This is a genomic window from Synechococcus sp. OH20 (assembly GCF_047502685.1).
Classification (GTDB): domain Bacteria; phylum Cyanobacteriota; class Cyanobacteriia; order Thermostichales; family Thermostichaceae; genus Thermostichus.
Map to the genome: position 1 here is coordinate 39454 of NZ_JANSIQ010000043.1, position 17025 is coordinate 56478.

Annotated in this window: 14 protein-coding genes; 5 read left to right on the plus strand and 9 right to left on the minus strand. The window is 59.8% G+C overall.

Going from position 1 to position 17025, the window contains the following annotated elements; genetic code table 11:
- Nucleotides 1–13: 13 nt before the first annotated feature.
- Nucleotides 14–637 carry a hypothetical protein gene (locus tag NW826_RS09790; RefSeq protein WP_414510027.1) on the minus strand — a complete coding sequence of 208 codons (624 nt, stop codon included), beginning with the start codon at nt 635–637 and terminating at the stop codon, nt 14–16.
- A gap of 342 nt (nt 638–979) precedes the next feature.
- On the opposite strand from NW826_RS09790, the gene NW826_RS09795 reads away from it, so the two are divergent.
- Complete coding sequence (locus tag NW826_RS09795; RefSeq protein WP_414335092.1) at nt 980–1159, plus strand: hypothetical protein; 180 nt, start codon at nt 980–982, stop codon at nt 1157–1159.
- A gap of 196 nt (nt 1160–1355) precedes the next feature.
- On the opposite strand, the gene NW826_RS09800 is transcribed toward NW826_RS09795, so the two are convergent.
- Complete coding sequence (locus NW826_RS09800; RefSeq protein ID WP_414335093.1) at nt 1356–2936, minus strand: NAD(P)H-quinone oxidoreductase subunit 4; 1581 nt, start codon at nt 2934–2936, stop codon at nt 1356–1358.
- Between the two features lie 295 nt (nt 2937–3231).
- Nucleotides 3232–4233: a pyruvate dehydrogenase (acetyl-transferring) E1 component subunit alpha gene (gene pdhA, locus NW826_RS09805; protein ID WP_414335094.1), complete on the minus strand. Its 1002-nt coding sequence runs from the start codon at nt 4231–4233 to the stop codon at nt 3232–3234.
- A gap of 349 nt (nt 4234–4582) precedes the next feature.
- Here pdhA and NW826_RS09810 point away from each other — a divergent pair, with 349 nt between their 5' ends.
- Nucleotides 4583–5404 carry a phosphatidate cytidylyltransferase gene (locus tag NW826_RS09810; RefSeq protein WP_414335095.1) on the plus strand — a complete coding sequence of 274 codons (822 nt, stop codon included), beginning with the start codon at nt 4583–4585 and terminating at the stop codon, nt 5402–5404.
- Nucleotides 5405–5546: 142 nt separating this feature from the next.
- On the opposite strand, the gene NW826_RS09815 is transcribed toward NW826_RS09810, so the two are convergent.
- Together NW826_RS09815 and NW826_RS09820 are read right to left on the minus strand one after the other, a co-directional pair.
- Nucleotides 5547–5984 carry a putative iron-sulfur cluster-binding metallochaperone gene (locus NW826_RS09815; protein WP_414510028.1) on the minus strand — a complete coding sequence of 146 codons (438 nt, stop codon included), beginning with the start codon at nt 5982–5984 and terminating at the stop codon, nt 5547–5549.
- A gap of 44 nt (nt 5985–6028) precedes the next feature.
- Nucleotides 6029–6451, minus strand: a complete 423-nt coding sequence (locus NW826_RS09820) for a heavy metal-responsive transcriptional regulator (RefSeq protein ID WP_414349108.1) — start codon at nt 6449–6451, stop codon at nt 6029–6031.
- A 183-nt stretch (nt 6452–6634) separates the two neighbouring features.
- Here NW826_RS09820 and NW826_RS09825 point away from each other — a divergent pair, with 183 nt between their 5' ends.
- Complete coding sequence (locus NW826_RS09825) at nt 6635–9373, plus strand: valine--tRNA ligase (RefSeq protein ID WP_414510029.1); 2739 nt, start codon at nt 6635–6637, stop codon at nt 9371–9373.
- Nucleotides 9374–9630: 257 nt separating this feature from the next.
- Nucleotides 9631–9951: an RNA recognition motif domain-containing protein gene (locus NW826_RS09830; protein WP_414335402.1), complete on the plus strand. Its 321-nt coding sequence runs from the start codon at nt 9631–9633 to the stop codon at nt 9949–9951.
- A gap of 148 nt (nt 9952–10099) precedes the next feature.
- Here NW826_RS09830 and cobN read toward each other — a convergent pair whose 3' ends face one another.
- The 3 genes from cobN to NW826_RS09845 form a co-directional block, all read right to left on the minus strand.
- Nucleotides 10100–12310 carry a cobaltochelatase subunit CobN gene (gene cobN, locus NW826_RS09835; RefSeq protein ID WP_414510030.1) on the minus strand — a complete coding sequence of 737 codons (2211 nt, stop codon included), beginning with the start codon at nt 12308–12310 and terminating at the stop codon, nt 10100–10102.
- Between the two features lie 311 nt (nt 12311–12621).
- Nucleotides 12622–13809, minus strand: a complete 1188-nt coding sequence (locus NW826_RS09840) for an SBBP repeat-containing protein (protein ID WP_414510031.1) — start codon at nt 13807–13809, stop codon at nt 12622–12624.
- Between the two features lie 101 nt (nt 13810–13910).
- Nucleotides 13911–14675 carry a gamma-glutamyl-gamma-aminobutyrate hydrolase family protein gene (locus NW826_RS09845; RefSeq protein ID WP_414510032.1) on the minus strand — a complete coding sequence of 255 codons (765 nt, stop codon included), beginning with the start codon at nt 14673–14675 and terminating at the stop codon, nt 13911–13913.
- Nucleotides 14676–14874: 199 nt separating this feature from the next.
- On the opposite strand from NW826_RS09845, the gene NW826_RS09850 reads away from it, so the two are divergent.
- The gene (locus tag NW826_RS09850; RefSeq protein ID WP_414335409.1) at nt 14875–16335 is read left to right on the plus strand and encodes a circularly permuted type 2 ATP-grasp protein; all 1461 of its coding nucleotides are present in this window, start codon (nt 14875–14877) and stop codon (nt 16333–16335) included.
- A 9-nt stretch (nt 16336–16344) separates the two neighbouring features.
- On the opposite strand, the gene NW826_RS09855 is transcribed toward NW826_RS09850, so the two are convergent.
- The gene (locus NW826_RS09855) at nt 16345–16896 is read right to left on the minus strand and encodes a gamma carbonic anhydrase family protein (RefSeq protein WP_414335411.1); all 552 of its coding nucleotides are present in this window, start codon (nt 16894–16896) and stop codon (nt 16345–16347) included.
- Nucleotides 16897–17025 lie beyond the last annotated feature (129 nt).

A 17025-nucleotide genomic window follows, 5' to 3' on the forward strand; every position in this document is an offset into this window, starting at 1 on the left:
AACATTTCTTCGCCTATACTTCAATCTTTCGTAAAATCGCGCTGAGATGCTCGTAATCGTCCCGCAACAGCGAGCTTAACTGCCGACCTGCCTGTAAAAGCCAGTTGCGATCCCAGTTCAGGATTCGGTAAGTCTGGCGAATCACGGCAGCCACCAGCTCATCGGTCGGGATCCCGTTGACCCGTAGCAGAGTACGCAAAAACTCGAAAGAGCGGCAAAACTCCCTGACCTCTGTATCGGAGCAGAGATAAACTGGCTGGTGAATCTGGGGAGGGCGTGGCGGCAGGTACTGGTAGACCCGCCCCCCACTGACAAAGCCGACAATGGCCGCGCGGAAATCGGTGCGCAACATGGCGAAAATTTGAGGCTGCTGCTCCCGCAACTCCTCAGGGGAGAGACCCAAAGCTCGGGTGCGGTGAACCGTGTCGATGGGCGCAATGGCGGCATAGCAAACCACTCCATAGATCGGGTTGCCGGTCTCCTCGTCTTGGGAGCGCGTCCAACTGCCGAGAGCAGGCATAGGCGGGAAGGTCAAGCGTTCCGGCTCGAAGCACTGGGCCACAAAGGTTGTGGTGTTGGCCTCCACCACTTCTGCAAAAGCAGCGGCGGGCTGGGGGGAGGTGGCCTTGGCTCTCATCGTTGTTTTGGACTTCTCAAGGGTTGCTGCTATAAAGGTTGGCAAACAGAGGTAGAACCCAGACCTTCAGGCCAGTAGAGAGATGGGATCTTTCCGGTTTTAAGACTTGTGAAGATAGAGGGGATCCACTCAGCCAATATTTTGCCCTTTTTACAAGGTTTTTCTCGTTCCCGGACGGCGAATCGGCAACCCAGCAGCTGATGAGATCCCTATTGCTAAGAAAGTTAGCCGACTTTGGAGATGCCTGTGTAATATATTTTTTCACACACTCCCGTGCAAATTGGCCATTCTGGGTATTAGCCATCCTAAGTATTGAGCAGTTGGCGAGCGGAGGGAGAAACCATGAATGCTCAGCAACGTGGCCAAATCATCGCTTCGGAGTGGATGATCGACAGCCAAAACCCAGTACACTCCATTTCTCGGCTCAAGCGTCGGGCGACCTATTCGGATGTAACCCTCTGGTGGTTGGTGGTGCAGCTAAACCTGATGGAACAGAACTCCATTCGTACCGATCACCGCTAGGATTGGCAGCCCAAGAACAATCAACCATCGGAAAATCCCAGCCCAGGAGCATCCCCAATCCTAAATCCAACCTTAAAACTTAAAAGAAGCTTAAAAAACAAAAAGAAGAGCTGAAGGTTGAGTCGAGTTGCTCCTCGAACACCAGCTCTTCTGGGCTAATTGAGGGATAGAGAACAACCGAGGTCTTGACCCCGTTTCAATCTTCCAGGGTCAGAGCCGCCACCTGGGCCGGTTGCACCGGCAAGAAAGGCCGCTGCACAATTTCAGTTGCCAACACACTGCGCAACTGAGCAGCTACCGCCACCGTCGTAACATCGTAGGTTTGGGTAGCCAGCCGCGGGTAGAGGCCAATGCCGAGAATCGGCAACAGCAGACAGAGAGCCACCGCCATTTCTCGCGGGCGCAGATCCCCCAGGTAGTCTTCCAACACCAAGCCGGGATCCTGAGCCCCGTAAAACACCTGCCGCAGCATAGAGAGCAAGTAAATGGGCGTCAGAATAATGCCCACTGCCGCCAGCAGAGCAATTCCTGCCTTGAAGGTCGGCGCATAGGCATCGCTGGTGATCAAGCCCAAGAACACCGTCAGCTCACCCACAAATCCGCTCATCCCGGGTAGCGCCAACGAGGCCAGGGATCCTGCTGTAAATAGGGCAAAAGCCTTTGGCATTTGCTTGGCCAACCCGCCCAACTTGTCGAGGGCAAGGGTATGGGTGCGCTCGTAGGTGATCCCTGTCAGGAAGAACAAAACTGCAGCGATCAGACCGTGGGAGATCATTTGCAAGAGGGCGCCGTTGATGCCCAACTCCGTGAAGGCAGAGATCCCGATCAACACAAAGCCCATATGGGCAATGGACGAATAGGCCAAGCGCCGCTTGAGGTGGTTTTGCCCAAAGGCGGCCAGCGCCCCGTAGATGATGTTCACCGTGCCCAACACCGCCAGCACCGGGGCAAAGTACACATGGGCCTCCGACAAGATGCCCACGTTCAGGCGGATGAGGCCGTAGCCCCCCATCTTGAGCAGCACCCCGGCCAGGATCATGGAAATGGGCGCCGAGGCTTCGCTATGAGCATCCGGCAGCCAGGTGTGAACTGGAAAAATCGGCAGCTTCACCCCAAAGGCAATCAGGAAAGCCGCATACACCAAGATCTGCAGTGCCAGCGGGTAGGATTTTGCGCTCAGCTCCGCCATCTCCAAGCTAAAGCCCTCGCCGTAGAAGGCCATCGCCAGGGATCCCACCAGAATAAAAATAGAGGCGGCAGCGGTGTAGAGGATGAACTTGGTGGCGGCGTACTGGCGCTGCGGCCCACCCCAAATGGCAATCAGCAGATAGACCGGCACCAGCTCGATCTCCCACATCAAGAAGAACAGGAGCAGATCCTGCGCCAGGAACACGCCCACCTGGGCGCCGTACATCAGCAGCAGCAGGAAGAAAAACAAACGCGGCTTGTGGGTGAGATTCCAAGCCGCCCCGATCGACAGGGTCGTAATCAAGCCCGAGAGCAACACCAGCGGAAAGGACAGGCCATCCACCGCCAGCGACCAGTGAAACCCGATCTGGGGCACCCAGGCGTAGCGCTCCGCCAGTTGCAGCGAAAAATCCTGCAGGTCGTAGTGCCGCGCAAAGACATAGACCATCAGACCCAAATCAAAAGCCCCCACAGCGAGGGCATACCAACGCGCCCAACGGCTCTGAGGGATCAAAGGGATCCCAAAGGCTGCCAGCAGCGGCAAGAGCACCAGGGCCGACAGCCAAGGAAACTCAAGAGGATTGCTCATGACCAGGAATAAATACTCATGCTCAATACCTCAATGATATGAAGCTATGTAAACAAATGGGAAGTGATATTTACAAAAAAGGCTGCTCTATTGCGCAGATCTCTGGAAGGGTTTCCCGATGTTAAGCATTGAGGATCCTCGAGGGTTGCTGGGCTCAGGTGGGTCGCTGATGCCTTCACACCCTTTTCGGGGTCGGCAGGATCCCTCAGCTCAAAAGAGCCAGCCCTGCCTGTAATCCGTCGGAACAGGCTGGAAACAGATCGGCGGCCTTTTGTAGCTGGGGTTTGCCCTGGATCTATTCGTCTTCGGCAAACACAAAGCGATGTAGCTCGTCCAGGGTGGGCTCTGGGCTTTCGAGGGCAAAGGTTACCGCATCTTCAATCGCAGCGCCAACCTCGGCGTGGATGGCCTGAAAGTCTGCCTCGGTCATCAAGTTGTGTTCCAATGCGTAGCGTTCCAGTCGTTGGATGGGATCCCGCTGCCGCCAGAACTCTTTTTCTTCCGGGCTGCGCAGCTCGTCAGGATCGGCGAGGGAATGGCCCCGGAAACGATAGGTGATGCACTCCAGCAGGGTGGGGCCTTCGCCGGCGCGGGCCCGGGCAATAGCTTGTTGGGCAGCCTCTCGCACCGCCAGCACGTCCATGCCGTCCACTTGGTAGCCGGGCATGCCAAAAGCAGGGCCCTTGAGGTAGATGTCGGTTACTGAAGTGGCCCGTTTGTGGGCCATGCCGATAGCCCAGAAGTTGTTTTCCACCACATAGAGGATGGGCAACTTCCAGAGGGCGGCCATGTTGAGACACTCGTAGAACTGGCCGTTGTTGCAGGCTCCATCCCCAAAGAAGCAGGCTGTCACCTGGTCGGTGCCGCGGTACTTGGCCGAAAAGGCCGCCCCTGTGGCCACCGGGATCCCCTCGGCCACAAAGGCATAGCCGCCCAAAAAGTTGTGCTCCGCCGAGAACAGGTGCATCGAGCCGCCGCGGCCCTTGCTGCAGCCGGTGGCCTTGCCGAACAGCTCCGCCATCACCGCCCGCGGGGGGATCCCGGCGCTGAGGGCATGCACGTGATCCCGGTAGGTGCTGCACACGTAGTCGGTGGGCTTGAGCGCCTTGATCACCCCCGTGGAAACAGCCTCTTGGCCGTTGTACAGGTGCACAAAGCCGAACATCTTGCCCTTGTAGTACATCTCGGCGCACTTGTCCTCAAACAGGCGGCCCAGCACCATGTCTTCATAGAGAAGGCGAGCCTCTTGGGCAGAAATGCGAGCAGTCGTAGAGCGAGAAGTAAGTTCTTGAACCATGCTGCAGTGCAACGAGTCAGGAATGTCCTAGGCGGTCAGCAGTGAGCTTTGCAGTTTACCTATTATCTCATGCTCAAGGATCGCTTGTTGGGATTTGCCTGCCACCTTGCCCGTAAGTTCCACCCTGTAGGGCCAAGGGCAGTTGTTTGAGATCCAGGAGAGTTAAACTGAAGGGCTAGGGCAAGAGGCGTTTCCATTTTGCAGCAGCCGCATCAAGACTTCGTCGCGCAGACGCGAATCCCGAACACCAAGAGCGCAAGGATGAGGGCTTCTTCTGCCTTCGGATCGGACTTCGACCTGGAGCCGCGGGCAAGAGATATTTGGCCAACCAACGTGACGGGGTGCGCCTATGGGAGCCCGTTGGGTTAGCGGTTTTGCGGCGGTGCTGTTTGCCCTGACGGTCACCCTGCTAGGGGGCTGGTACTTCACGGCGGCCATGGGGCTAATCGTCTTTCTGGCCCAACTGGAGTTCTTTCGCTTGGTGCAGGCCAAGGGCAATGCACCGGCCATGCGCACCACCATGTTTTCCAGCCAGGTGCTGGTGATTTTGCAGCAGGTTAAGCCGGAGTGGACCAGCCCTGCTTTTATCGTGGCCGGTTCTGTGATCTGCTTTTATCTGCTTTTTAAGCCCAAGCTGGCCACCATCGCCGACATTGCCACCTCGATTTTGGGATTGTTTTACTGCGCGCTGTTGCCCAGCTTCTGGATCCGCGTCAGGGCTTTGTCTTTTTCCCAAGGACTTGGCGAAGGGCTGTGGATTACGCTGTTGGCTATTGGCTGTGTCATTGCTGCCGATGTAGCGGCCTACCTCTGTGGGCGGGCCTTTGGGCGCACCAAGCTCTCCCTCCTCAGCCCCAAAAAAACGGTGGAAGGGGCGGTGGCCGGGATCGCAGCCAGCGTGGCCCTGGCCATGGCCGGAGCCTACTATCTGAACTGGCCCTGGCGCTGGTGGAGCGGCAGCGTGCTGGGGTTTTTGATTGGGCTAACGAGCCTGTTGGGCGACCTAACGGAATCGCTGATGAAGCGGGATGCCGGCGTCAAAGACTCCGGGGATCTCATCCCCGGCCACGGCGGCATTTTGGATCGGGGCGATAGCTACGTCTTTACCGGACCTCTAGTGTTTTACTTTATGGAATGCCTGGAATGGCTCAACGCCTATTTCAGCCGATAATTGCGATAATTCCCACCCCAGCCGAGAAGATTCTAGACACAAGTTTGCCTTTAGAAGGTTGGACAATCTGTGCGCAATCCTCGTAGGAATGGTACGACCAAAGCTACCCTTGGAACGGAGAAATCTCTGGTCTTTTGGCTCTTCAGCTATCTCGTTCCCCAACTTTCTCTTGCTGCACTTCTAAGATGACCTGCCTGACATTTTCCAGACAGCAAAACCCCTGGGGGTTGTTGACCTGGCAGCCACAGCGCCTGGCTTTGATGTGGGCGGCAATCTCGGCAAGAATGGCCTGGGGCGTTTTGGATCCCTGCAGCTCTTGCCGGATGCGCCGGCGGGTCCATGCAAAACAGTAGCAGACGGGCACGTCCTCGCCACTTTCTTTTTGAAAGACTGGAACCTTGAGGTCGTCAACCCCAAAGCTTTGACCTTGCTCGGAAAAATAAACAACAGGACAAACGGGATCCCGGCAAAACGCGTAGCTGCTGTCCGCATCCAGTTGTGCCAAAGCTCGAGGGAACAGCAGGCTCTTCAGGGTAATCAGTTGAACCGGGATCCCTTGCTCCCCGCTCTTTGGACACAAGGGCTGCCAAGCATTAGCAGAAAATGGTGCAAGGGGTTCTCTTGTCATGGGTTATCGAGTTGTTGTTGGAAGATAGTGCAAGAGGAACTTTTCTCTTGTTCAGAAAATTTCTGTTGACACTGTTCAATAAGTGTCGATAGCTCCCCTTTGAGTTCCTGCAGATGGGCAATTGACTTATCGATTTGTCTAAGTTTTTCCGTTAGCTTTACGTACACCTGCCAGCAGGGCAGAGCTTGCCCGTTCTCCTGAAGCAAGAGCAGTTCTTTGATCTCGGCCAGGGTAAGTCCCAAAGCCTTGGCGCGGGCAATAAAAGCCAGCCGCTCCAGCTCAGGCTCCCCGTAGAGGCGATAGCCCCCCTCCGTCCTGCGCGGTTTGGGAATGAGCCCCAGGCGCTCGTAGAAGTAGAGGGTTTGGGGACTGATGCCCAACTTCTCGGCTACCTGACCCACCCGCAGCAGTTCAGACACGCCCGGTTCTATACCCTCTCTCCAGCAGCTCTCCTAGCCTAAACCCTATAGCTAACTACAAGGTCAAGAGGGATCCCCCGCAAGGTCCACTCCGGCAAAGAGAGCCGCAAGAGCCCACTGGCTTGAAGTAAGCCTGCTAACCTATTAGGGTAGTCCTTCGAGAAGCCCTGGCCTAGATTCGGCATGACTGCTGCACCTGCCCTCGCCCACCTGCCCAGCCAGTACAACCCCTTTGCGACCGAGCCGAAGTGGCAGCGCTTTTGGGAGGAAAAGGGGTTTTATGTGGCGGATCCCAAGGCGCCGGGAGAAGCCTTCAGCATGGTGCTGCCCCCGCCCAACGTCACGGGCAGCCTGCACATGGGCCATGCCTTTGCCTTTACCCTGCCGGATGTGGTGGTGCGCTACAAGCGCATGCGCGGCTACAACGTCCTCTGGCTGCCCGGTACGGATCATGCCAGCATTGCCGTGCACACCATCCTGGAAAACCAACTGCGCCAGGAGGGCAAGAGCCGCTTTGACCTGGGCCGCGAGGCTTTTCTGGAGCGGGCCTGGGCCTGGAAGGAGCAATCCCAGGGCACCATCAAAAGCCAACTGCGGCGCCTGGGCCTGTCGCTGGACTGGACGCGGGATCGCTTTACTCTCGATGAGGGGCTGAGCCGGGCAGTTACGGAAGCCTTTGTCCGCCTCTACGAAGCAGGGCTAATTTACCGGGGCGAGTATTTGGTCAACTGGTGTCCGGCCACCCAGTCGGCAGTCTCCGACATCGAGGTGGACAACAAAGAGGTCAAGGGTCACCTCTGGCATTTCCGCTATCCCTTGGCCGCGGATCCCAACCAGTACCTGGTGGTGGCCACCACCCGCCCCGAGACGATGCTGGGGGATACAGCCGTGGCGGTCCACCCGCAAGACGAGCGCTACCGCCATCTCATTGGCCAGTTTGTGCGGCTGCCCATCAAGGATCGCCTTATCCCCATCATCGCCGACGAGTACGTGGATCCCTCCTTTGGCTCCGGCTGTGTCAAAGTTACCCCAGCCCACGATCCCAACGACTTTGAGATGGGCCGTCGCCACCAGTTGCCCTTGATCAACATTCTCAACAAGGACGGCACCCTCAACGAGAACGGGGATCCCTTCACCGGTCTGGATCGCTTTGTCGCCCGCGAGAAGGTGGTGCAGTGGTTTGCCGAGCACGGTCTGCTGGAGAAGGTGGAAGAGTACACCCACAGCGTGCCCTACAGCGACCGCGGGGGTGTGCCCATTGAGCCGCTGCTCTCCATTCAATGGTTTTGCGATGTCTCGGGGATGGGGGCCCGCTGCTTGCAGGAGGAGCGGGAACACCACAACCCCCGCTTTATTCCGGAGCGCTGGACCAAGGTTTACACCGGCTGGCTGGAGAAGCTGCGCCCCTGGTGCATCTCGCGGCAACTGTGGTGGGGGCACCAGATCCCGGCCTGGTATCCGGTCATCGACGGCCAGATCCCTGAGGATCCCCAGGCTTTTGTGGTGGCCCGCAATGCCGAAGAGGCCTGGGCTAAGGCACGGGAGAAGTTTGGCCCCGCCATCGAGCGGCTGGAGCGGGATCCCGATGTGTTGGACACCTGGTTTAGCTCCGCTCTGTGGCCTTTTTCCACGCTGGGCTGGCCGGAAGAGACAGAGGACTTCAAGCGCTACTACCCCAATTCCCTCATGTCCACGGGCTTCGACATCATCTTTTTCTGGGTGGCCCGCATGGCCATGATGGGAGTGCAGTTTACCGGCCAGATCCCCTTCAAGGATGTCTACATCAACGGCCTGGTGCGGGACGAGCAGGGGGCGAAAATGTCCAAGTCCAAGGGCAACGGCATCGATCCCATCGAGCTTTTGGACAAATACGGCACCGACGCCCTGCGCTACGCTCTGGTTAAAGAAGTGGTGGGGGCAGGGCAGGATATCCGCCTGGCCTACGACCGCAAGACCGGCGAGAGCGCCAGCGTGGAAGCAGCCCGCAACTTCGCCAACAAGATCTGGAACGCCTCCCGCTTTGTGCTCCTGAACCTGGAGGGGCAGACCCCCGCCCAACTGGGATCCCCGGCTCCGGAGGCGCTGGAGCTGGCCGATCGCTGGATCCTGTCGCGACTGCACTCCGCGGCCACCCAGGTTATCGAAGAGCTGGAAGCCTACGGCCTGGGCGAGGGGGCGCGGCTCTTGTATTCCCTGATTTGGGATGACTTCTGCGACTGGTACATCGAGCTGGCCAAGCCGCGGCTGCGGGGAGAAGACCCAACCTCCAAGCGCACGGCACAGCAGGTGTTGGCCACTGTGCTGGAGACCATCCTCCGGCTGCTGCACCCCTGGATGCCCCACGTCACCGAAGAAGTCTGGCAGCTCCTCACCCAGGCCAACCAAGCCACCTCCATCTCCGTCCAGCCCTATCCCGCCCCTGACCCTAACTGGGTTGACCCTCAACTGGAGCGGGAGTTCGGCCTGGTGATCCAGACCATCAGCAGCTTGCGCAACCTGCGGGCAGAGGCTGGCCTTAAGCCCCATCAAACCATCACGGCTCTGCTGGTTACCGAGGATCCCGACGAGCAGCGGATCCTCACCGCCGCTCAAGCCTACATCCGCGATCTGGCCAAGGCCGAGTCCCTAGAAATTACGGGATCCCTGGCCACGGAGCCCAAGCAGGTGGCGGCTGCCGTAGTGGGCACGGTGCAGGTGCTGGTGCCCTTGGCGGGGCTGGTGGATGTGGAGGCGCTGCGGGCTAAAGTGCAAAAAGATCTGGCCAAGCTGGAAAAAGAGGCTCAAGGGATCCGCGCCCGCCTGGAGAACCCCAGTTTCCTCAGTCGGGCCAACCCGGAAGTGGTGCAGGCTAGCCGCGAGCAACTGGCGGAGCTGGAGGCCCAGATGCAGCTCTTGCAAGCCCGCCTGGAAAAGCTGGGCTAGGGCAACGGGGAGCGCTCTCCTTTGGGGCTCTTGACCTGGGCAGCCGACTTGCGTAGCCTCGAGCTCAATAGCACCGGCTATTTTTGTGCAAGGGGAGTGACCATCCCCCATCTCTGTGTTATGATGAAAATTAATTCGAGATAAATGTCGGTTGTAGCGTTCGGTTCTTCTGGTCTTGACGGGTTTTCACGTTTTGTATTGGCAGACGGCTCTCCGAATATCTCGCCCTTTGTTCCTCTCTCTTTCGGAGATCGTCGATGTCAATTTATGTAGGTAACCTTTCCTTTAAGGTGACGGAAGCGGATTTGACCGCTGTTTTTGCCGAGTACGGTTCCGTGAAGCGGGTGCAGATCCCTACCGACCGTGAGACAGGCCGCATCCGCGGTTTTGGGTTCGTGGAAATGAGCTCTGAAGCCGAAGAGCAGGCTGCCATTGCCGCTCTGGACGGCGCAGAATGGATGGGCCGTGACCTCAAGGTCAACAAGGCTCGTCCGCGAGAAGAACGCCCCACCTCAGGCTTCCGCTCTGGTAACGCCAACGGCGGTGAGCGGCGGCGCAACTTCCAATCTCGCTATTAAAACGCCTGCTGAGGCTTCTCGGTTTGAGTTTGCCCCTCACCCCCGGCCCCTCTCCCAGAGCGTCCCTCACCCCCGGCCCCTCTCCCAGAGGGAGAGGGGGGCTAGGGATTGAGGCGGCGAGCTTTCCCTTGCAATTCGGTAGCGACTTTTAGGCCGGCGGTTTGTCCGGCCAGGGATCCGTCAGGTCGGCGGCCAGGGGATCCCAGTCCCAGCCCCAGTCGCGGGCGATGGCCTGCGTAAGGCCCAACTGGCCAGAGCCCGGGTAGCGGGCCAGGGCTAGCAGGAGATCCACCAGTTGCTCGCCAGTGGGGGTGCAGCCAAAGATGTGCAGTCCATCTCGGATCTGGGATTCCTTGAGCTCGCAGAGGTAGCCATCGAGGCGGCCCCAGTCTTCTTCCTTATCCAGGTTGAACTGCAGGTCGAGGTGCTCTCGGCAGGCAAGCTCCTGGATCTGGGCGCGGATCAGCGGGCAGCGCCCAGGATCCATCTGCTGGGCCTCGTAGTACTCGTCCATCAGCCGCTCCAGTTCCGCCAAGGGCCCGTAGAGCTCGGCACGGGTTAAGGGCGGGGTGAGGTGGTCGAGGATGACAGCCTGAGCCCGCCGCTTGGCCTGGGATCCCTCGCCAGGATCGTTGACGATGAAGGGGTAGAAGTGGGGCAGAGGCCCCAAGGCTATTTCTGGGTAGCAGGTGGCCGAAAGGGCGGATCCCTTGCCAGGCAGCCACTCCAGGTTGCCGTGCTTGCCCACATGCACCACTGCCTGCACGCCAAACACTTGCCGCAGCCACAGGTAAAAGGCCAGGTACTCATGGGGCGGTACCAAATCTGGGGCGTGGTAGTTCAAAGAGGGATCCCGGTCGTAGCCTCGCGGCGGCTGGAGGCCGACAAAAACCTGCTCCAGCTGCAGGCCGACAATGGGGATGTCGTGGGCGGGCGGATCCCCCCACTGCCGCACCAGATCCTCTTGGACAGCGGCAGGCAACTGGGCAAACCACTCCCGGTAGAGGGCAGCCGGCAGCACCTGCCGCGCCGGGCGTAGGGATCCCAGCGGATCATAGGTTTGGCCCTGGGTTAGCCAGCGGATGAGCTCATCTCCGCTCTGGGGCAGTGGACAGGCGCGGTAGCCAGCTTCCGCCAGGGCCTTGAGGATCTCGACGCAGCTTGCCGGTGTATCCAACCCTACCCCATTGGCCAGCCGTCCATCCCGGCTGGGGTAGTTGGCCAAAATCAAGGCTAGACGGCGCTGGTTGGCAGGAGTGCGCCGCAGCTTTACCCAGTTGGCCGCCAGCTCGGCTACAAACGCCACCCGATCCGGCACAGCCTCATAGGCCATGATCTCCGTCTGCAGGCGGGGATCCCACTGTTGAACCGTCTTGAACGAGATGGCGCGGCTGAGGATGCGGCCGTCCACCTCCGGCAACACCACGTTCATGGCCAGATCCCGCGCCCCCAAGCCCCGGGTGGAGTTCTCCCAGCGCTCCCGCGACCCACTGCTCAAGACCACCTGCACAACCGGCACATCCAGCTCCTGCCAGAGACGGACATCGGGCTGCTCGCTCTCCAGGCGGGCCAGGGAAAAGCTGGTGGTGTTCAACAAAAGTTCAATTTGGCCGCCGAAGTGCTCCCGGATGGCCTGCGGCAAGTCCGGCTCCTGCAGGCCATAGGTGTACAGACACAGCGGCTGCAACCCCCGCTCCTGCAGGGCGTTGGCCAGGGCATCTATTGGCTGCGTATTCCCCGCCAAAACATGGGCCCGGTAGAGCAGGATCCCTACCTTGGGGGCGTGGGGATCCCTGAGGGGGAATAGGGGGGGATGGTAGATCCCCAGCCGGGGCAGCACCTGCGGCTCTGGCACGGCGTACTCCTGTCCCAGAAACTCCCTGGCCAAGAATTTCAAGCAAGCCGCCACATTGGCTGCCCCTCCTTCCAGCCAGTACTGCCACACCCGGTCTGCTACTGTCAGGGGCACGGTGGAGTGGCTAACCAAATCCCAATCGGGGCGGTCATCCCCAGGGATCACAATCAGGGTGGCTCCCGCTGCTGCCGCTACCTCTTTGGCCACCTCCAGACCATAGCTCCAGTAGGCCCTTCCCCCCAACAGGCGCAGGAGCACCACCTGAGCTTGCCGCAACACCTTCTCGGCGTAGTCGTCGATGCTGAGAGGCTGTTGCAACTGCAAGAGGTTAGCCGCCCGCACCGCCGGGAAATCAGCCGGCAGCAGGCGCATGGCTGCGCTCAAGGCCGTCAGATCCGTGTCGGCTGCCGACAGGACAACGATGGGCGCAGGATCCTGCTCCAGGAAAATGACCCCACCTTGGGAAGGATCCCATCCCCCCGGCAAAGCAGCTATCCGATGCATAGAGCCAGCGCCAGGCGCCCCGCCATCTCCTTGAGACTACCCAGAAGGATAGCTTGGTAGCCCCGCACTTGCGTGGGGAGCGGAAAAGCTCGTAATTGCCAAGGGTATACTTGCCGAAAAGGCGTACCGTTCCCAGGCCAGCAGCTAATCACGGTGAAAAACCCGACTGGTGCAGGCGTCCGAGACGCGAGAGGACGCCGTCCTGCTGACGCGAGCAGGGCTTTTCCTGAGGGGACTGTCTAGAGGCGTCTTGACAGCGCCTGTTTGAACTACGTGAGAACCCTACGCCTTGAGGCGGTGGGGGTGTCAATCTAACGGCCGTACTTGAGCACAAAGACATCTTTCAGACCAGCATGGGGCTCTCCGGCGAGGGATCCCCAGGTTACACCTACCACCCCGAGGGTGCCCTCTTGGTCTAGCGCCATGGCCTGAATCCAGTCGAAGTCGGCGCTGCCGAACTGGTGGCGCCAGAGCTCGCCGCCGTTGGTATCGTAGAGGCGGACAAAGGCATCGCTGCGACTTGCAGGGATCCCCTGGGTGGATCCTGCCACCCAGACCCTTCCGAGCCTATCCACGGCAATGGCCAGAGGGCGCTCCCCTTTCGCGCTGTCCCATTGGCGGCTCCAGAGCTCGTTGCCGTAGGGATCATACTGCCGCACAAAGACACTGTACCCTTGGAGCAAGGCCTGTCCAGCAGGAGCCTCTTGGGTATAGCCCGCCACCCAAACTTTTCCCTCCTCTCCCACAGCGATGGCAAGAGTGCCGTCGCCCCCTTTGTTGGAAAACTGGCGCAGCCAAACCTGGTTGCCGCTGGGATCATACTGGCCGACAAAGCCGCCAGCCCTTGTGCGGTCGCGGACGAATCCGGTTATCCAGAGATTTCCTGCCCCATCGGCGGCCAGGGCAGTGACCTGGGCCCCTAGCTCGCGGACCCAGAGCGGTTTGCCGTCAGCGTTGTATTGGCGCACAAAGCTCTTGCCTCCGCTATTTCCGGCTACCCAGACATTGCCCTTGCCATCCACGGCAATGGCAGTGACCTGGTCAGGCTCAGCACCGCCCAACTGCTGCGTCCAGAGCTCCCGACCCTGGGGATCGTGCTTACGCAGGAAGATGTCTTTTGCGCCGGCATTGCTGTAGCCAGGGAAAGCGCCGTAGGTCACTCCTGCCACCCAGGTGTTCCCTCTCCTGTCCACTGCCACCGCCACAACTTCGTCTAAAGCAGGGGTGCCCAACTGCCGTGTCCAGAGCTCTCGGCCCCAGGCATTGTACTTGCGCAAGAAACCATCGCCACCCCCTGCCGAGCTTTGGCCCAAAAAGCTTCCCTCCGTTACCCCCGCCACCCAAATATTTCCCTTTCCATCAATTGCGATGGCGCGAGCCTCGTCAGAGGAAGGGGTGCCAAACTGACGCAGCCAAGGGCTGGGACTACAGCCAAAACCTAAACCGAAAAAAGCTAAGACACCCAGAACTGCTCTAGCCAGTGCCTGTCTCCTGCTCATAGGCCCTCTTTTGGGGGCACTGGGCAAAGCATAGCAAGGGCTCTCCCCGGCTATCGCGAGGGATAAGCCCCCGCCTCTTCTCCAGCAGCAGCACAGGATCCCTAGGCAACCTGAGGCATTGCTTCAGAGCTGGCCAGGCGCGGCGAAAACTGCAGCGCTGCCTGCACAAAGGCCTGAAACAGGCGAAAATGCTCAGCCTCTTCAAAGGTGAACTCGGGGTGCCACTGCACGGCAATAGCCCAGGGATGGGTTTCGTGCTCGATGGCCTCGATGAGCTCGTCGGGAGAACAGGCAGCCAAACGCCAGCCCGCCGGCACCCCCCAAACAGCCTGGTGGTGCCAAGAGACTACGGAGATTGCGTCGACGCCGACAATTTGCTGCAGGCGGGTGGAGCGGATGAGGCTGACGCTGTGGCGAACGGGCTTGCGATCGGCGGGGTTGAAATGATCCAGCTCGTCGTACACGTCGGGCACATGGGGGATCAGCTTGCCGCCGCTGACCACGTTCAGCAACTGCATCCCTCGACAAATGCCCAAGACCGGGATCCCTTGCGCCAGCGCGGCTGCCGCCAAGGCCATCTCAAAGCGATCCCGCTCGGCGCTGACGTGACGCACCTGGGGATGTTGGGGATCCTCTCCGTAGGTGCTGGGGCAAAGGTCGCCGCCTCCTGTCAACACCAGCCCATCTACCGCAGCCAGCAGCGCTTGTGGCTCACTTTCGCCTGGGGGAAAAAGAACGGGGATCCCGCCAGCAGCGCGAAGGGCATCCACATAGCGGCCCGGCGCCACAAAATCTCCCTGGCCGTTGCGGCTGGGGGTAGTAACGCCGATGAGGGGCCGATTTACAAAAGAGGGTGTCCGGTTCATTCCTCTACACTACATTGACAACAAAGCTGAGAAAGTACCGCTCGCCACCATAAACCTTGACAACTCTGGCTGACTGGGGGCAACCAGTATACCCCCTGTCCTAACTTCCACCACGATAACCGTAAAAGTAGCCGGAAGCACACTAGGCAAATCCAGAGCCGCCCACAGTAAAACAGGGTAGGGTTCGAGGGATCCCGACGTGCGTTTTGATACTTATGACCCAGGTGAAGGTTTTTACGATGAGCTGTTTGTGGGGCGCGGTCGGCCTCGCCCTGAGGCGATCCCGCTGATTGAGCGCCTGCATTCGCTGGGAGAAGGAGAGCTGCAGCAGCGGCAAGCGGCGGCCCAGGCAGCCCTCTTTCAGATGGGGGTAACCTTCAACGTCTATGGCGACAGCCAGGGCACGGAGCGGATTTTCCCCTTCGACATCATTCCCCGCATCGTCTCAGCCTCTGAGTGGCAGCGGCTGGAGCAGGGCCTGAAGCAGCGCATCCATGCCCTGAACCTGTTTATCGACGACGTCTATCACGACCAGAAGATCCTCAAGGATGGGGTGATCCCTGCTGAGCTGGTCGAGACGGCCAAAGGATTCCTGCGGCCTTGTATTGGGCTCAACCCGCCGGGGAGAATTTGGTGCCACGTCACCGGCACCGACCTGGTGCGGGATCGGGACGGGACTTGGTACGTGCTGGAAGACAACCTGCGCTGCCCCTCGGGCATTTCCTATGTGCTGGAAAACCGGCGGGTGATGAAAAGCACCTTTCCCTCGCTGTTTAACACGATGGGGATCCGCCCGGTGGACGACTACCCCAGCCACTTGTTGGATACCCTCCTCAATCTGACGCCGCCGCACCTGGCCAACCCGACAGTGGTGGTGCTCACCCCCGGCATCTACAACTCCGCCTACTTCGAGCATTCTTTTCTGGCCCAGCAGATGGGGGTGGAGCTGGTGGAAGGACGGGATTTGGTGGTGGCCGATGGCTATTTGCAGATGCGCACCACCAAGGGCCTGCAACGGGTGGATGTAATCTACCGCCGCATCGACGATGACTTCATCGATCCGCTGGTCTTTCGCCCCGATTCCCTCTTGGGGGTACCCGGCCTGTTTGAGGTCTATCGCTCGGGTCGGCTGGCAATTGCCAATGCCTTGGGGACAGGAGTGGCAGACGATAAGGTCATCTACGCCTATGTGCCCCAGATGATCCGCTACTACCTGGGAGAAGAAGCGATTTTGCCCAATGTGCCCACCTACTTGTGTTGGGATCCCAAGGATCAAGCTTATGTGCTGGAGAACCTGGACAAGTTGGTGGTGAAGGCGGCCAATGAGTCGGGCGGCTACGGCATGCTGATGGGACCGCGGGCCACACCGGAGGAGCGGGCCGCTTTTGCCGAGAAAATCCGCGCCCAGCCCCGCAACTACATCGCCCAGCCCGTCGTGTGTCTTTCCCGCGTGCCCACCCTCGTGGATTGGGGAGAGGGGCTGAGGCTGGAGCCCTGCCATGTGGATCTGCGGCCCTACATTCTCTACGGCAAAGAGATCTACGTTCATCCCGGCGGCCTAACCCGCGTGGCCCTCAAAAAGGGATCCCTAGTGGTCAACTCCTCCCAAGGGGGCGGCAGCAAAGATACCTGGGTGCTCTGCGGGGATCCCCGCTGCTGAAGGGTAGGCTTAGGCCGGAGCAGCAGGGCCCGGCCATCTGGCGAAACGACGGGCGTGTTGCAGCGCCAAATCCACATAGTGCTCGGCGTGGCGGCGCAACTGCTCCACCTCTTGGTCTGTCAGGGTGCGGATGACCTTGGCCGGGATCCCGACTGCCAAAGAGCGGGGCGGCAGCGAGCGGGTGACCACCGCTCCAGCCCCGACCATGCTGCCCGCCCCGATGGTGACTCCGTTGAGGATGACGGCCCCAATCCCCACCAGGGATCCCGCCTCGATGTGGGCGCTGTGGATGACGGCCCGATGGCCGACGGTGACCTCCTCGCCGATGCAGGTCGGCTGCTCCGGATCCCCGTGCAGGATCGCCCCGTCTTGAATGTTGCTGCGGCGGCCAATCACAATCGGCGACAGATCCCCTCGCAAAATGGCCCCGTACCAGATGCTCACCCCTTCCGAGAGCTGCACATCACCAATCAGCGTGGCATTGGCGGCCACAAAGGCTGCCTGGTCGATCCCTCGCGGCTGCTGCTCCAACCCCACTCTCCAACCAGCAACAACTTCCATCAATCCTACCGCCAGTAACGGTGCGGCAATTCCCGGCTTCCCCAGTGCTCTGCACCGCCTTTGCCCCGGCAGCTGACCAGATGCAAGCATACAACAGCCGTGAAAGAGATTAACCCCCCTCTCCCTTTG

Coding starts and splice junctions, on each gene's coding strand:
- NW826_RS09800 (WP_414335093.1), bottom strand. CDS start 2,936: ATGAGCAATCCTCTTGAGTTTCCTTGGCTGTCGGCCCTGGTGCTCTTG.
- NW826_RS09790 (WP_414510027.1), bottom strand. CDS start 637: ATGAGAGCCAAGGCCACCTCCCCCCAGCCCGCCGCTGCTTTTGCAGAA.
- NW826_RS09795 (WP_414335092.1), top strand. CDS start 980: ATGAATGCTCAGCAACGTGGCCAAATCATCGCTTCGGAGTGGATGATC.
- NW826_RS09810 (WP_414335095.1), top strand. CDS start 4,583: ATGGGAGCCCGTTGGGTTAGCGGTTTTGCGGCGGTGCTGTTTGCCCTG.
- NW826_RS09840 (WP_414510031.1), bottom strand. CDS start 13,809: ATGAGCAGGAGACAGGCACTGGCTAGAGCAGTTCTGGGTGTCTTAGCT.
- NW826_RS09830 (WP_414335402.1), top strand. CDS start 9,631: ATGTCAATTTATGTAGGTAACCTTTCCTTTAAGGTGACGGAAGCGGAT.
- cobN (WP_414510030.1), bottom strand. CDS start 12,310: ATGCATCGGATAGCTGCTTTGCCGGGGGGATGGGATCCTTCCCAAGGT.
- NW826_RS09825 (WP_414510029.1), top strand. CDS start 6,635: ATGACTGCTGCACCTGCCCTCGCCCACCTGCCCAGCCAGTACAACCCC.
- pdhA (WP_414335094.1), bottom strand. CDS start 4,233: ATGGTTCAAGAACTTACTTCTCGCTCTACGACTGCTCGCATTTCTGCC.
- NW826_RS09855 (WP_414335411.1), bottom strand. CDS start 16,896: ATGGAAGTTGTTGCTGGTTGGAGAGTGGGGTTGGAGCAGCAGCCGCGA.
- NW826_RS09845 (WP_414510032.1), bottom strand. CDS start 14,675: ATGAACCGGACACCCTCTTTTGTAAATCGGCCCCTCATCGGCGTTACT.